A 15,335-nucleotide genomic window follows, 5' to 3' on the forward strand; every position below is an offset into this window, starting at 1 on the left:
CCCCGCGCTCCCGGTGTCCGTGCGGCGTGATCAGCCGCGCGAGCACCTTCCCCGGCACCGGAGACGTTACTGCGTCATCCGCCCGCGATCAAGTGCATTGCGATGAGCTGATTCTTGTTAACCCCTCCTGGGGCTTCAGGGGCGGATGGTCTGCAGGGGGCGGCCGCTGCCGTCGCTCAGCGAGAAGAACGACCACCCATTGCGAGCGCCCGAGACCTTGGGGTTGTGGTGGTTGATGATCGCCCTGGCCGCGGAGCTCGGAGTCCTGTGCGAGGTGCCCTTCAGGGGGCCGGAGGTGATGTCCACCCGTCCGGTCACCGGGTCGAACAGGGCTTCGGTGAGGAAACCCTCGTACTGCGCGTGGATCGCCACCCGCTTGTCGCCCGTCGGCCTCGATTCGGTGGGTATCGCCTCCCGGGTGTGCACCGGACTGGCCTCCTGCACCAGTCGGGCGACGACCTGCCCCGGCGTGATCCCGGCCATCCGTGCTGCGAACTCCAGTGCCCTGGCGGTCTGGATGTCGACCTCTACGTGCGGCACTTTTCTCCCTTCGTCGAACCGTGCTTGACTAGAGTAGCAGATGCTTCAGGCAGGACTGGGCAGCACTGGCAATTCTTCAATCTGCTCAGCGTGCAGCCTCTGGTCGGGGGCTGGATGTTTGGTTATATTCAGCCAGGTCGAGAGTGAATGAGTTCATCCGCAAGGAGGCCGGGACATGGTGCAGCAGGCGAGCGGACCCCGTGAGGTGCGGGCGGCGCGGGGGACGGGGCTGACGGCGCAGGGGTGGCAGCAGGAGGCGGCCCTGCGGATGCTGATGAACAACCTCGATCCCGAGGTGGCCGAGCACCCGTCGAAGCTGGTCGTGTACGGGGGCACCGGGAAGGCGGCGCGCGACTGGCGGTCCTTCGACGCCATGGTGCGCACGCTGCGGGGGCTCAAGCAGGACGAGACCATGCTGGTGCAGTCCGGGCGGCCGGTGGGCGTCATGCAGACCCACGAGTGGGCGCCGCGCGTGCTGATCGCCAACTCCAACCTGGTCGGCGACTGGGCCAACTGGGAGGAGTTCCGCCGGCTGGAGAGCCTCGGGCTCACCATGTACGGGCAGATGACCGCCGGGTCGTGGATCTACATCGGCACCCAGGGCATCCTCCAGGGCACCTACGAGACCTTCGCCGCCGTCGCGAACAAGCGGTTCGAGGGCACCCTGGAGGGCACCATCACCCTCACCGCCGGCCTCGGCGGCATGGGCGGCGCCCAGCCGCTGGCCGTCACCATGAACGGCGGCGTGGCGATCTGTATCGACTGCGACCCGTCCCGGATCGCCCGCCGGATCGAGCACCGCTATCTGGACGTCGAGGCCAAGGACCTCTCCCACGCGCTGGAGCTCGCCACCGCCGCCCGCGACAAGCGGCAGCCGCTCTCCATCGGCGTGCTCGGCAACGCCGCCGAACTGGTCCCGCAGCTGCTCGCGATGGACGCGCCGATCGACATCGTCACCGACCAGACCAGCGCCCACGACCCGCTGAGCTACCTGCCGGTCGGCGTCGCCTTCGACGACATGGCGACCTACGCCGCCGAGAAGCCCGCCGAGTTCACCCGGCGCGCCCGCGAGTCGATGGCCCGGCACGTCGAGGCGATGGTCGGCTTCCAGGACCGCGGCGCCGAGGTGTTCGACTACGGCAACTCGATCCGCGGCGAGGCCCAGCTGGCCGGCTACGACCGCGCCTTCGCCTTCCCCGGCTTCGTCCCCGCCTACATCCGCCCGCTGTTCTGCGAGGGCAAGGGCCCGTTCCGCTGGGCGGCGCTCTCCGGCGACCCGCAGGACATCCACAAGACCGACAAGGCCGTCCTCGACCTCTTCCCGGAGAACGAGTCGCTGCACCGCTGGATCAGGATGGCCCAGGAGAAGGTGCACTTCCAGGGCCTGCCGGCGCGCATCTGCTGGCTCGGCTACGGCGAGCGCGACAAGGCCGGCGAGCGGTTCAACGACATGGTGGCGAGCGGCGAGCTGTCCGCGCCGATCGTCATCGGCCGCGACCACCTGGACTGCGGCTCGGTCGCCTCCCCCTACCGGGAGACCGAGGCGATGCTGGACGGCTCCGACGCGATCGCCGACTGGCCGCTGCTCAACGCCATGGTCAACGTCGCCTCCGGCGCGTCCTGGGTCTCCATCCACCACGGCGGCGGCGTCGGCATCGGCCGCTCGATCCACGCCGGACAGGTCACCGTCGCCGACGGCACCGCGCTGGCCGGCGAGAAGATCCGCCGGGTGCTCACCAACGACCCGGGCATGGGCGTCATCCGGCACGTCGACGCCGGCTACGACCGGGCCGCCGAGGTGGCCGACGAGCGCGGCGTGCGCGTCCCCATGGCCGAGCAGAGCCCGACGGGCGAGCTGTGACGCCGTCCTTCGAGGAGATGTGGGCGGAGCTGCTCCCCGTGGGCCGCTCCGCCGCGTCCGGCGGCTACCGCCGGTTCGCCTGGAACACCGCCGACGCCGAGTGCCGCGCCTGGTTCGAGCAGCAGGCCCGCGACCGCGGCCTCGCCTACGAGCTGGACCGCAACGGCAACCAGTGGGCCTGGCTGGGCGATCCGGACGAGGGCGGCGCCGTCGTCACCGGCTCGCACCTGGACTCCGTCCCCGACGGCGGCGCCTTCGACGGCCCGCTCGGGGTGGTGTCCGCCTTCGCGGCGCTGGACGAACTGCGCACCCGGGGCGCGCGGTTCGCCAGGCCGCTGGCGATCGTCAACTTCGGCGACGAGGAGGGCGCCCGGTTCGGCGTCGCCTGCATCGGCTCCCGCCTGACCGCCGGCGTGCTGAGCCGGGAGGCCGCGTACGAGCTGCGCGACGCCGACGGCGTCCGGCTGCCCGACGCGATGGAGCGGGCCGGCCAGGACCCCACCGCGATCGGCGCCGACCGCGAACGGCTGGCCCGGATCGGCGCCTTCGTCGAACTCCACGTCGAGCAGGGCCGCCACCTCGCCGAGCAGCGGCCGGTCGGCGTCGCCTCGGCGATCTGGCCGCACGGCCGCTGGCGGTTCGACTTCCACGGCGAGGCCAACCACGCCGGCACCACCCGGATCGAGGACCGCCGCGACCCGATGCTGACCTACGCCACCACCGTGCTCGCCGCCCGCAAGAAGGCGCGGCTCGCGGGCGCGCTGGCCACCTTCGGCAAGGTCGCCGTCGAACCCAACGGCACCAACGCGATCGCCTCCCTGGTCCGCGGCTGGCTGGACTCCCGGGCGGCCGACGAGCCCACCCTCACCGCGCTGGTCGCGGAGATCGAGCGCACCGCCGCCGAGCGCGGCGAGCGCGACGGCGTCCGGGTCGAGCTGACCCGCGAGTCGTACACCCCGGTGGTGGACTTCGACGGCCCGCTGCGCGACCGCCTCGCCGCCGTGCTGGGCGGCGCCCCCGTGCTGCCCACCGGCGCGGGACACGACGCCGGAATCCTGGCATCGGCCGTGCCGACCGCCATGCTGTTCGTACGGAACCCGAGCGGCGTCTCGCACTCCCCGGCGGAGCACGCCGAGACGGCCGACTGCCTGGCCGGCGTCGCCGCCCTCGCCGACGTACTGGAGGACCTGGCGTGTCAGTAGGCCGTGCCGGAGGCGCGCAAATGACAACCTTCTGGGCGCAGTACGCCTGGCTGCCGCACGTCAACGGGCCGGTGGTCGAGCAGGACGTCCTGATCAACACCGGCGCCGGCGGCAAGATCGCCAAGGTGCAGCCGGACAGCGGGCCCTGCCCGCCCGGCGCGGTCCGGCTGGCGGGCCTGCTGCTGCCGGGCCAGGCCAACGCGCACTCGCACGCCTTCCACCGGGCGCTGCGCGGCCACGTCCAGGTCGGCTCCGGCACCTTCTGGACCTGGCGCGACACCATGTACCGGTTCGCCGGCGCGCTCGACCCGGACCGCTACCTGGCGCTCGCCACCGCCGTCTACGCGGAGATGGCGCTCGCCGGGATCACCGCCGTCGGCGAGTTCCACTACCTGCACCACGCGCCCGGCGGCGTCCGCTACGACGACCCCAACGCGATGGGCGAGGCGCTGATCGAGGCCGCCGCCCGGGCCGGCATCCGGATCACCCTGCTCGACACCTGCTACCTGTCCTCCGGCTTCGGCGCCGAGCCGACCAGGCCGCAGCGCCGGTTCAGCGACGGGGACGCCGACGCCTGGGCCGAGCGGGCCGCCGCCCTGCGCCCGCGCGAGCACGCCCGGATCGGCGCCGCCATCCACTCGGTGCGCGCCGTGCCCGCCGAGCAGCTCGCCACCGTCGCCCACTGGGCGGCGGGGCGCCGGGCGCCGCTGCACGTCCACCTCTCCGAGCAGACCGCCGAGAACGACGCCTGCCTCGCCGCGCACGGCGTCACCCCGACCCGGCTGCTCGCCGACCACGGCGTGCTCGGCCCGCGCACCTCGGCCGTGCACGCCACCCACCTCACCGAGGAGGACGTCAAGCTGCTCACCGACTCCTCCACCACCGTGTGCATGTGCCCCACCACCGAGCGGGACCTCGCCGACGGCATCGGCCCGGCCCGGCAACTGGCCTCCGCCGGCTGCCCGGTCACCCTCGGCAGCGACAGCCACGCCGTCATCGACCCGTTCGAGGAGGCCCGGGCGCTGGAGCTGGACGAGCGGCTGCGCACCCGCACCCGCGGCCACTGGACGGCGAACGCGCTGCTGCGGGCCGGGTCGGAGGACGGGCACGCCTCGCTCGGCTGGCCCGAGGCCGGGCGGATCGAGGCGGGCGCGCCGGCCGACTTCACGGTGATCGCGCTGGACTCGGTGCGCACCGCCGGCCCCGCGCCGCGGCTCGGTGCGGAGATCGCGGTGTTCGCGGCCTCGGCGGCGGACGTCCGGCACGTGGTGGTCGGCGGGCGGCAGGTCGTCCGGGACGGCGTCCACCTGCTGGTGCCGGACGTGCCGGGCGCGCTGAAGTCCTCGATCGACGCCCTGAGCTGCTGAGCCGTTGCCTCCCCGAAAGGTATGACGTGACCTCCCCGAGCATTCCGAGCACGCTGATCACCGGCATCGGCACGCTGGTCACCAACGACCCCGCGTACGGGACCGGGCCGGTGGGCCTGCTCGCCGACGCGGCGGTGGTGATCGACGGCGACACGGTCGCCTGGGTCGGCCCGGCCGCCGAGGCGCCCGCCGCCGACGAGCGGGTCGACGCGGCGGGCCGCGCCCTGCTGCCCGGCTTCGTCGACTCGCACGCCCACCTGGTGTTCGCCGGCGACCGCACCGCCGAGTTCAACGCCCGGATGTCCGGGCAGTCCTACTCGGCGGGCGGCATCCGCACCACGGTGGCCGCCACCCGGGCGGCCGCCGACGCCGAGCTGGACGCCAACCTGGCCCGGCTGGTGCGCGAGGCGCTGCGCCAGGGCACCACGCTGGTCGAGTGCAAGTCCGGCTACGGGCTCACCGTCGAGGACGAGTCCCGGGCGCTGCGGATCGCCTCCTCGTACACGCCGGAGACCACCTACCTGGGGGCGCACGTGGTGGCCCCCGAGTTCGCGGACGACCCGGCCGGCTACGTCGAGCTGGTCACCGGGCCGATGCTGGACGCCTGCGCCCCGTACGCCCGCTGGGTGGACGTGTTCTGCGAGAAGGGCGCCTTCGACGGCGACCAGGCGCGGGCGATCCTCACCGCCGGGACGGCGCGCGGGCTGACGCCCCGGGTGCACGCCAACCAGCTGACGTACGGTCCGGGCGTGCAGCTGGCCGTCGAGCTGGGGGCGGCCTCGGCCGACCACTGCACCCACCTGACCGACGAGGACGTGGCCGCGCTGGCCGGCTCCTCGACGGTGGCGACGCTGCTGCCGGGCGCCGAGTTCTCCACCCGGGCGGTCTACCCGGACGCGCGCCGGCTGCTGGACGCGGGGGCGGTGGTGGCGCTGTCCACCGACTGCAACCCGGGCTCCAGCTTCACGAGTTCGATGGCGTTCTGCATCGCGGTGGCGGTGCGCGAGATGGGCATGACGCCGGACGAGGCCCTCTGGTCGGCGACGGCGGGCGGCGCGCGGGCGCTGCGGCGGAGCGACGTCGGCGCGGTGATGGTGGGCGCCCGGGCGGATCTCCAGCTGCTGGACGCGCCCTCGCACGTGCACCTGGCCTACCGGCCGGGCGTGCCGCTGACGGCGGCGGTCTGGCGAGCGGGCGTGCGCGAGGTCTGAGCGCGCCCGCGGTGACGGCGGCGGCGGGGCCGGGGCGGACGCCTCCGGCCCCGCCGCCGTCGCTAGGCGATCTCCAGCGAGCGGCGCAGGAAGTGGAGCTGGTGGTGGAGCAGGTGCTCCGCCACCGCTTCGTCGCTCGGCGAGTGGCCGGCGCCGACGAGGGGCAGGAACTCGTGCGGGCGCCCGGCCGCGAGCAGCGCGGCGGACAGCCGCAGGGCGTGGACGGGCAGCACGTTGTCGTCGGCGAGGCCCTGGATCAGCAGCAGCGGACGCCGCAGCCCGGGGGCGTCGGGCAGCAGCGAGGCGGCGTCGTACCGCTCGGGGTGCTCGTCGGGGTGGCCGAGGAACCGTTCCTTCCAGTGGGTGTCGTAGAGCCGGTGCTCGGTGGGGGCGGCCCCGGCGACGGCGGCGTGGAAGACGTCGGGGCGGCGCAGCACGGCGAGGGCGGCGAGGAAGCCGCCGAAGGACCAGCCGCGGATGGCGACCCGGTCGAGGTCGAGCAGTCCGGGGCGCAGCGCGGCGGTCGCGTGCAGGGCCTCGACCTGGTCGGCGAGGGCGGGGTCGGCGACGTCCGCGAAGACGGTCTTCTCCCAGCGCGGGCCGCGCCCGGGGGTGCCGCGGCCGTCGATGGCGAGTACGGCGAAGCCCTGGTCGGCGAACCACTGGGAGGTGAGGTCCCACCAGTGCGGGGCGGCGGTGACCTTCTGCATCGCGGGCCCGCCGTAGGGGTCGAGCAGGACGGGCAGCGGGCCGTCGCCGGGGCGGTGGCCGGCGGGCAGGAAGAGCGTGGCGCGCAGCTCGCGGGGGCCGAGCCGGAGGTGTTCGGGGCGGGCGGTGAGGACGGGGGTCTCGGCGTGCGAGGCGATGACGCGGGCGGGGGCCCCGTCGCGGTGGACGGTGATGCGGCCGGTGGGCGCGCCGGGCGTGCGCGCGGTGTGGACGAGCGTGCCGTCGCGGCGCGCGCCGGTGTGCACGCCGGGCTCGTCGCTCAGCCGGACGGCGCCCGCGACCTGGTCCCACGACCAGAGGTGGGTCTCGGTCGGCTCGTCCGAGGCGGTGAAGAGCACCTGCTCGCCGTCGGTGCCGAGCACGGTGCGTATCTGGAGGCCGGGCGGGGTGACGGGCTTGCCGTCGACGGTGAGGTGCCGGGTCTCGCCCCGGTCGGCGCAGTCGACGAGCGCGCCGGCGGCGGTGCGGGCGGGCAGACCGGGGAGCAGTTCGACCCAGTGCTCGTCGCGCCGCTCGGCGAGGACGCGGGTGGCGCCGTCGGCGGGGTCGACCGCGAGGGTGAGCACGGTGCGCTGGTCACGGCTCTGCACGGCGGCGTACGGGCCGTGGCCGTCCCAGCCGGCGGCGGCGAGGTACTCGTACCCGGCCCGGTCCCAGCGGACCTCGGTGCGCCCGCCGTCGAGACCGAGCAGCCAGAGGGTGACCTCGGCGTTGTCGGTGCCGGCCAGGGGGTAGCGGATGACGCGCGGCGGGCGGGCGGGGTCGGCCGGGTCGGCGAGGTGCAGACGGCTCAGCGGGCGCTCGTCGACCCGGGCGACCAGCAGCCGGGTGCCGTCGGGGGACCACCAGTGGGCCCGGTCGCGGTGCATGGACTCGGCGGCGACGTGGTCGGGCACGCCGTAGCGGACCTCGGGGTGCCCGGGTTCGGCGAGCGCGCGGTCCTCGGCGCCGTCGGCGGTGACGACCCGCAGCGCGCCGCCGCCGACGTAGGCGATCCGGTGGCCGGCGGGGTCGGGGCGCGGGTCGTACACCTCGGTGGCGGTGGGGACCAGGCGGACCTCGCCGGTGGCGGTGTCGGCGAGCCACAGCCCGCCGCCCAGGGCGAAGGCGGCGAGCCGCCCGGCGGCGTCGGTGGCGTAGGCGGTGATGCCGCCGACGTGGACGCGGGCGCGTTCGCGGCGGATCCGTTCGGCCTCCGGCAGCTCGGCCTCGGAGGGCTCGGCGCCGAGGGCGGCGGGGTCGGCGAGCAGGCGTTCCTCGCCGCTGTCGGTGTCCAGGGCCCAGAGGCAGGTGACGGGGTCGTCGCCGGCCCGGCTGCGCAGGAAGAGCACGGTGCGTCCGCCGGCGCCGACGGCCGGCCGGGTGGGGGCGCCGAGGGCGAGGCGCCGGGTGCGGGCGAGCTGGCGGGGGAGCGAATCGGTCGGCACGGGATCGGTCGACACGGAGTCGGTCGGCCCGGAGTCGGTGGGCACGGGAAGGGTGGGCACGGGATCGGTCGGTACGGGATCGGTCGGCATGGGGCACCATAGGCACACCCGTGGACCCGCCGTCGAGGGGAAAAAGCGACCGGGGCCGTCGCGGATCTCAGGAATCCGCGACGGCCCCGGGGCCGGGTGGGGTGGGGCGGGCGTCAGTGCACGTCGCCCATCAGCCGCACGACGTTGCGGCGGTACATGTAGAGGGCCGCGCCGGCGACGATCGCCATGCCGCCCTGGACCGCGAAGTACCAGGTGGAGCCGACCACGCTGTCGCCGAGGACGAGCTGGAAGATGGCCGCGACGCAGTCGCCCGCGGTGACGGCGAGGAACCAGACGCCCATCATCTGGCTGGCGTACTTGGTGGGCGCCAGCTTGGTGGTGACGGACAGGCCGACGGGGGAGAGGGTCAGCTCGCCGACGGTCTGGACCAGGTAGACCATGGCCAGCCAGAGCGGCGTGACCTTGGCGTCGCCGGAGGCGGCGGCCATGGCCAGCATCATGACCATGAACGAGAGGCCGATCATCAGCAGGCCGAAGGAGAACTTCGCCGTGGTGCTGGGGTTCTTGGAGCGGCGGGCGAGCGCCACCCAGATCCAGGCGAAGACCGGGGCCAGGGCCATGATGTACAGCGGGTTGAGCGACTGGAACCAGCTGGACGGGAAGTCGAAGCCGAACAGCGTGGACGAGGTGTGGTCCTGGGCGAAGATGTTCAGCGTCGAGCCGGACTGGTCGTAGATCATCCAGAACACGGCGGCGGCGACGAAGAACCAGATGTAGCCGCTCATCCGGGACTGCTCGGTCTCGTCGAGGTCCTTGTCGCGCTTCACCTTGGCGAAGACGAAGACCGGGATCGCCAGGCCGGCGATGGACAGCGGCCAGATCGCCCAGTTGATGGTGAAGTGGCCGGTCAGCGCGACGATCGCGTAGAAGACGGCGGCGGCGGCGAGCCAGAGGCCGGCCTTCTTGAAGATGGCGCTCTTCTCGGCGGCCGGGATCGGCGAGGTGACCACGTCGCTCTTGGCGCTCAGGTGGCGGGTGCCGAGCAGGAACTGGGTGAGGCCCAGCGCCATGCCGACGCCGGCGAGGGCGAAGCCCAGGTGCCAGTCGACGTTCTGGCCGATGGTGCCGATGACCAGCGGGGCGACGAAGGCACCGAGGTTGATGCCCATGTAGAAGATCGTGAAGCCGCCGTCCCGGCGCGGGTCGTTGGGCCCGTCGTAGAGGTGGCCGACCATCGTGGAGATGTTCGCCTTGAGCAGGCCGGAGCCGAGCGCGATGAACGCGAGGCCGACGAAGAACGAGACGCTGGCCGGCAGCGCCAGCAGGAAGTGGCCGATCATGATGATCGAGCCACCGAGGGCGACGGTCTTCCGGGCGCCGAGGAAGCGGTCGGCGATCCAGCCGCCCGGGAGGGCCAGCAGGTAGACCATCGCGGTGTACACGCTGTACACCGCGCTCGCGACGGCGAGCTTCATGCCGAGACCGCCGTCGGCGACGGAGGCGGTCATGTAGAGCACCAGCAGGGCACGCATGCCGTAGTAGCTGAAGCGCTCCCACATCTCGCTCATGAAGAGCGTGGCGAGGCCCCGGGGGTGCCCGAGGAAGGTCTTGCCGCCGGGAGAGACCGACTGTACGTCGGACTCCATGGTCGTAGACGCCATGTGTAGTGGTTCCTTGCCTGACAGCGTCCGCCAAGGGGGGTGGCGGCGGACGTGGACAGAACCACTCTACGTGGCGACATTTGGCGTTATCAGCTGACAAAACATGCTCATTAGGTATGCCGATGGTAAAAACCGCAACAGATTCGCTTCGATGATCCATGGTAAGACCGGCCAAATTCCTTCAGTTGCAAGATCAAAACGGAAGATCTTCACCGAACGGGCGGGCCGGGCGTGTCGGTTGGGGTGCGATTGCACTCCGTATAACGATCACGCAGTGTGAACTACCTCACGGCGCCAACGGGCATTCCCCGGCCGACTACCATCACCACATGACCTGTGTGCTGCTCGCCGAGGACGACCCGGCGATCTCCGAACCGCTCGCCCGCGCACTGCGCCGCGAGGGATACGAGGTGCTCGTCCGCGAGGACGGGCCGTCCGCACTGGCCGCGGGCCTCGGCGAGGAGGTCGACCTCGTCGTCCTCGACCTCGGCCTGCCCGAGATGGACGGGCTGGAGGTCTGCCGCCGGCTGCGCGCCGACGGCCGCAGCTGCCCCGTCCTGGTGCTCACCGCCCGCGCCGACGAGGTCGACACGGTGGTCGGCCTGGACGCCGGCGCCGACGACTACGTCACCAAGCCCTTCCGCCTCGCCGAACTGCTCGCCCGCGTCCGGGCCCTGCTCCGGCGCGGCAACGTCGACCAGCTCACCACCGGTGCGCACGGCGTCAAGATCGACATCGAGTCGCACCGCGCCTGGCTCGGCGAGGAGGAGCTCACCCTCTCCGCCAAGGAGTTCGAGCTGCTGCGGGTGCTCGTCCGGGACGCCGGCCGGGTGGTCACCCGCGAGGAGATCATGCGGCAGGTCTGGGACACCACCTGGTGGACCTCCACCAAGACCCTGGACATGCACATCTCCTGGCTGCGCAAGAAGCTCGGCGACGACGCCGCCAACCCCCGCTACATCGCCACCGTGCGCGGGGTGGGCTTCCGGTTCGAGAAGAATTAGCCCCGACAGGGGCAGGTACCACCACGGGGAGCGGCAGCGTGAAACGCCGGATGATCAACTCGCTGCTGTGCGTCGTCCTCGTGGTGGTCGTGGTGTTCTGCGTCCCGCTCGCCCTGGTCGAGAAGCGCACCATCGTCAACAGCGCGCAGGACCGGGTGGACGCCGCCGCGGTCCGGGTGCTCGCCCTGGTGGAGAACCGGCTCGCCGCCAAGGAGCCGGTCACCGGCGACAAGTTCGCCAACCAGGTCTCCGAGGGCCAGTACGTCGAGGTCGACATCCCCGGCCAGGGGGTCGTCTCCAGCGGCGGCCGGCCCGAGAGCGGCCACCTGCTCAAGGCCGTCGAACGCGGCGCCAGCGGCGAGACCGTCACCGTCGAGCAGTCCCGCGAGGCGGTCGACCACGAGATCGCCAACATGCTGCTGCTGCTCGGCGTGGTCGCGCTGCTCGCCGTGCAGGCCGCCGTCGCCCTCGCCGTCTGGCAGGCCAAGCGGCTGGCCCGCCCGCTCACCGACCTCGCCGAGACCGCCGAACGGCTCGGCTCCGGCGACCCGCGCCCGCGCGACCGCCGCTACGGCGTGCCCGAACTCGACCGGGTCGCCGAGGTGCTCGACACCAGCGCCGAGCGGATCGCCCGGATGCTCACCGCCGAACGCCGGCTCGCCGCCGACGCCTCGCACCAGCTGCGCACCCCGCTGACCGCGCTCTCCATGCGGCTGGAGGAGATCACCGCGGTCGCCGAGGAGCCGGAGACTGTCAAGGAGGAGGCCACCATCGCCCTCCAGCAGGTCGAGCGGCTCACCGACGTCGTCCAGCGGCTGCTCACCACCCAGCGCGACCCGCGCAGCCCCACGGCCGTCGCCTTCGACCTCGACGACGTGGTCAAGCAGCAGGTCGAGGAGTGGGGGCCGTCGCTGCGCGGCACCGGCCGGGTGCTCCAGGTCGAGGGCCTGCACGGGGTCATCGCCGTCGGCACCCCCGGCACGGTCGCCCAGGTGCTGGCCACCCTGATCGAGAACTCGCTGATGCACGGCGCCGGCACGATCACCCTGCGGGTGCGGCCGTCAGGGACGTCGGTGGTCGTCGAGGTGCAGGACGAGGGGCCCGGGGTGCCGGCCGAGCTGGGCAACCGGGTCTTCGAACGCGCGGTCAGCGGCCGCAACTCGACCGGCATCGGCCTCGCCGTCGCCCGCGACCTCGCGGAGGCGGACGGCGGGCGGCTGGAGCTGCTCTCGCTGCGGCCGGCGGTGTTCGCGCTCTTCCTGGGCCGCAGCCAGCGCGAGGGGTGACCGGGGGCGCGGGGCGTGCGGGCCGGCGTCAGCGCTTGGCGTCCCGGACCACGTCCAGGTCGGTGAAGGTGGGCGGCGCGTCGCAGAGCGCGACCATCTCGCGGTAGACCCGGTCGGTCTCCGGCAGGCCCGAGTTGCGCATCGCGGCCTCGTACGACGGGAACTCGACGATCTCCACCACGTGCCGCGGGTCGGAGCGGTCGGTGGCGACCATCGCGTGGTCGACGGTCCGCCGGCCCTCGGTCTGGTCCATCCAGCGGTCCAGCAGGCCGTTGAACTCTTCGAGGTGGTCGGTCCGGCAGTCGATGATCTGGACGAAGGTCATGGCGAGCCTCCTGCGTCCCCCGCGGCCTCGATCGTTCGCCGACCGTGCTCGCCCTCCGTCACCACTGTCCTCCCGCGGCGGCCGGGGCGGCAACCGGAGGGCCGTCGGGGCCGGCCCGGGGAGGGCGGGGGAGGGCCGGGCTACTCGGCCTTGGCGAACCGGATCTGCTCGGCGGCCAGCATCAGCTCGGCCTGGGCGACCACGCCGGCGGCCGGCGCGTCCGCGGCCGGCTCGCTACGGGCCGCGGCGAGCTGCTCCTCGGTCGGCTCCGGGACGGCCTTGAACACCCAGGTGCGGTAGGAGATGAAGCGGAACACCGTGCCGAGCGCCAGGCCGCCGACCTTCGAGGCCATCTGCTCGAAGTGCGAGGAGAGCCCCAGCACGTACACCGAGAAGCCGAGCACCCCGGTCTCGATCAGCATGCCGGCGCCGCTGAACACCAGGAACAGGGTGATCTCCCGCTTGCGCGAGGCGGCGTCCCGGTCCCGGTACAGCCAGTAGCGGTAGCCCAGGTAGTTGGTGGCGATCGCGACCAGTGTGGCGGCGATGTTGGAGCGCAGCGAGGCCAGGTGCAGGCCGTTGATGCAGACCCAGAAGACGGCGAAGTTCACCACGACACCGCTGAGGCCGACCACGCCGAACTTCACCGCCTCGCCCGACAAGCCGCGCAGTTTCTGCGCCAGCGAGGGGTTCGACGCCGTGGTCGTCGCCATACCGGGCTGCCTCCGTGTGCCTGGGTGCCTGCGTGCCTGCGGACGTAAGGGTGCCGCGGCCCGAGCGCCGTCAACCCCTTGAGCCCTGCGTGCACGCACATGATCGGACCGCGCGTACCAGGACCTAGCCGACCAGGCTACCCGGTTCCACCGATCGGCTCAGCCCCCGCGGCGCGTCCACCCGGGCCCGTCCTCTGGGACGCCGCTGCGCGGGGAGCGGTTCCACGCCCTCCGACCGGCCCGGATATCCTGGCCGGGTGACTTCCCCGGGCAACGCGAATTTTCCAGTGGTGGGCATGATCGGCGGCGGGCAGCTTGCCCGCATGGCACACCAGGCGGGCATCCCGCTCGGGATCCGGTTCAAGCTCCTCGCCGACACTCCCCAGGACTCGGCGGCGCAGGTCGTCTCCGACGTCGTCCTCGGCGACTACCGCGACCTCGACACCCTCCGGCGCTTCGCCGAGGGCTGCGACGTGATCACCTTCGACCACGAGCACGTGCCGACCGAGCACCTGCGGGCCCTGCAGGCCGACGGCGTCGCCGTCCGGCCCGGCCCGGACGCGCTGGTCAACGCCCAGGACAAGGGCGTGATGCGGGCCAGGCTGGACTCCATCGGCGTCCCCTGCCCCCGGCACCGGATCGTCGCCGACCCGGCCGACGTGACCGCGTTCGCCGAGGAGGGCGCCGGGTACCCGGTCGTGCTGAAGACGGTGCGCGGCGGCTACGACGGCAAGGGCGTCTGGGTCGTCGGCGACGAGGAGGAGGCCAAGGCCCCGTTCCTGGCCGGCGTCCCGGTGCTCGCCGAGGAGAAGGTCGACTTCGTCCGCGAGCTGGCCGCCAACGTGGTCCGCTCGCCCAGCGGCCAGGCCGTCGCCTACCCGGTGGTGGAGAGCGTCCAGGAGAACGGCGTCTGCGCCGAGGTCACCGCCCCGGCGCCCGACCTCGACCCGGCGCTGTCCGACGAGGCCCAGCAGCTCGCCCTGCGGATCGCCGGCGAGCTGGACATCACCGGCCACCTCGCCGTCGAGCTGTTCCAGACCCGCGACGGCCGGATCCTGGTCAACGAGCTGGCCATGCGGCCGCACAACTCCGGGCACTGGAGCCAGGACGGCGCCGTCACCTCGCAGTTCGAGAACCACCTGCGGGCCGTCCTCGACCTGCCGCTCGGCGACCCCCGGCCGCGCGCCAAGTGGACGGTCATGGTCAACGTCCTGGGCGGCGACTACCCGGACATGTACCACGCCTTCCTGCACTGCATGGCCCGCGACCCCGGCCTGCGGATCCACATGTACGGCAAGGACGTGAAGCCCGGCCGCAAGGTCGGCCACGTCAACGTCTTCGGGGACGACCTCGACGACGTCCGCGAGCGCGCCCGCCACGCGGCCGCCTACCTGCGAGGAACGATCACCGAATGAGCTCCCCCACCTCTGCGACCTCTCCGGTGGTCGGCATCGTCATGGGCTCGGACTCCGACTGGCCCGTGATGGAGGCCGCCGCCCAGGCCCTCGACGAGTTCGAGATCCCCTACGAGGTCGACGTCGTCTCCGCGCACCGGATGCCGCGCGAGATGGTCGCCTACGGCGAGAACGCCCACAAGCGCGGGCTGAAGGCGATCATCGCCGGCGCCGGCGGCGCCGCCCACCTGCCGGGCATGCTCGCCTCCGTCACCCCGCTGCCGGTGATCGGCGTGCCGGTGCCGCTGCGCTACCTGGACGGCATGGACAGCCTGCTGTCGATCGTGCAGATGCCGGCCGGTGTGCCGGTGGCCACCGTCTCGGTGGCGGGCGCGCGCAACGCGGGCCTGCTGGCGGTGCGGATGCTGGCCGCCTTCGACCCGGAGCTGACCGAGCGGATGACCGACTTCCAGGCCGAGCTGAACGGCCAGGCCACCGAGAAGGGCAAGAAGCTCCGGGCCAAGGTGGCGGGTTCGGCCTCCTTCGGCTTCGGAAAGTAGTCTC

The 15,335-nt window shown here is 73.0% G+C and carries 12 protein-coding genes and 1 pseudogene; 8 read left to right on the top strand and 5 right to left on the bottom strand.

From position 1 onward, the window contains the following. Positions 1-135 precede the first annotated feature (135 nt). Complete coding sequence (locus ACFCLZ_RS23705) at positions 136-540, bottom strand: hypothetical protein (RefSeq protein ID WP_380279024.1); 405 nt, start codon at positions 538-540, stop codon at positions 136-138. 175 nt (positions 541-715) lie between these two features. Between ACFCLZ_RS23705 and hutU the strand changes: the two genes are divergently transcribed. From hutU to hutI, 4 genes are read left to right on the top strand one after another with little or no spacing between them, the layout of a single operon-like run. Beyond that, complete coding sequence (hutU, locus tag ACFCLZ_RS23710; protein ID WP_380279026.1) at positions 716-2,401, top strand: urocanate hydratase; 1,686 nt, start codon at positions 716-718, stop codon at positions 2,399-2,401. Between the two features lie 17 nt (positions 2,402-2,418). Further along, positions 2,419-3,603: an allantoate amidohydrolase gene (locus ACFCLZ_RS23715; RefSeq protein ID WP_380286252.1), complete on the top strand. Its 1,185-nt coding sequence runs from the start codon at positions 2,419-2,421 to the stop codon at positions 3,601-3,603. A gap of 20 nt (positions 3,604-3,623) precedes the next feature. Then, a complete protein-coding gene (locus ACFCLZ_RS23720) occupies positions 3,624-4,970 on the top strand; it encodes a formimidoylglutamate deiminase (protein ID WP_380279028.1) in 1,347 nt (448 codons plus the stop codon). Positions 4,971-5,011: 41 nt separating this feature from the next. After that, positions 5,012-6,181 carry an imidazolonepropionase gene (gene hutI / locus ACFCLZ_RS23725; protein ID WP_380286253.1) on the top strand — a complete coding sequence of 390 codons (1,170 nt, stop codon included), beginning with the start codon at positions 5,012-5,014 and terminating at the stop codon, positions 6,179-6,181. Between the two features lie 62 nt (positions 6,182-6,243). Here the strand turns inward: hutI and ACFCLZ_RS23730 are convergent, their stop codons facing one another. Continuing rightward, positions 6,244-8,427 carry a prolyl oligopeptidase family serine peptidase gene (locus ACFCLZ_RS23730; protein WP_380279029.1) on the bottom strand — a complete coding sequence of 728 codons (2,184 nt, stop codon included), beginning with the start codon at positions 8,425-8,427 and terminating at the stop codon, positions 6,244-6,246. 113 nt (positions 8,428-8,540) lie between these two features. After that, positions 8,541-10,049 (bottom strand): peptide MFS transporter, encoded by a 1,509-nt coding sequence (locus ACFCLZ_RS23735; protein WP_380279031.1) that lies wholly within the window; start codon positions 10,047-10,049, stop codon positions 8,541-8,543. Positions 10,050-10,378: 329 nt separating this feature from the next. Between ACFCLZ_RS23735 and ACFCLZ_RS23740 the strand changes: the two genes are divergently transcribed. Further along, complete coding sequence (locus ACFCLZ_RS23740; protein ID WP_030300686.1) at positions 10,379-11,053, top strand: response regulator transcription factor; 675 nt, start codon at positions 10,379-10,381, stop codon at positions 11,051-11,053. Between the two features lie 38 nt (positions 11,054-11,091). After that, positions 11,092-12,339, top strand: coding sequence for an ATP-binding protein (locus ACFCLZ_RS23745; RefSeq protein ID WP_380279033.1), 1,248 nt, complete (start codon positions 11,092-11,094; stop codon positions 12,337-12,339). A gap of 40 nt (positions 12,340-12,379) precedes the next feature. On the opposite strand, the pseudogene ACFCLZ_RS23750 reads toward ACFCLZ_RS23745, so the two are convergent. Further along, positions 12,380-12,664: pseudogene (locus tag ACFCLZ_RS23750) on the bottom strand (ester cyclase); the annotation flags it as partial. Between the two features lie 140 nt (positions 12,665-12,804). Continuing rightward, complete coding sequence (locus tag ACFCLZ_RS23755) at positions 12,805-13,377, bottom strand: GtrA family protein (RefSeq protein ID WP_380279035.1); 573 nt, start codon at positions 13,375-13,377, stop codon at positions 12,805-12,807. Positions 13,378-13,634: 257 nt separating this feature from the next. Between ACFCLZ_RS23755 and ACFCLZ_RS23760 the strand changes: the two genes are divergently transcribed. Both ACFCLZ_RS23760 and purE read left to right on the top strand, forming a co-directional pair. Further along, positions 13,635-14,792: a 5-(carboxyamino)imidazole ribonucleotide synthase gene (locus tag ACFCLZ_RS23760; protein ID WP_380279037.1), complete on the top strand. Its 1,158-nt coding sequence runs from the start codon at positions 13,635-13,637 to the stop codon at positions 14,790-14,792. Continuing rightward, positions 14,789-15,331, top strand: a complete 543-nt coding sequence (purE, locus tag ACFCLZ_RS23765; protein WP_380279039.1) for a 5-(carboxyamino)imidazole ribonucleotide mutase — start codon at positions 14,789-14,791, stop codon at positions 15,329-15,331. Before ACFCLZ_RS23760 ends, purE begins: the two co-directional genes overlap by 4 nt. Positions 15,332-15,335: the final 4 nt, after the last annotated feature.

This window comes from Kitasatospora purpeofusca (assembly GCF_042691725.1).
GTDB classification, from domain to species: Bacteria; Actinomycetota; Actinomycetes; order Streptomycetales; family Streptomycetaceae; genus Kitasatospora; species Kitasatospora purpeofusca_B.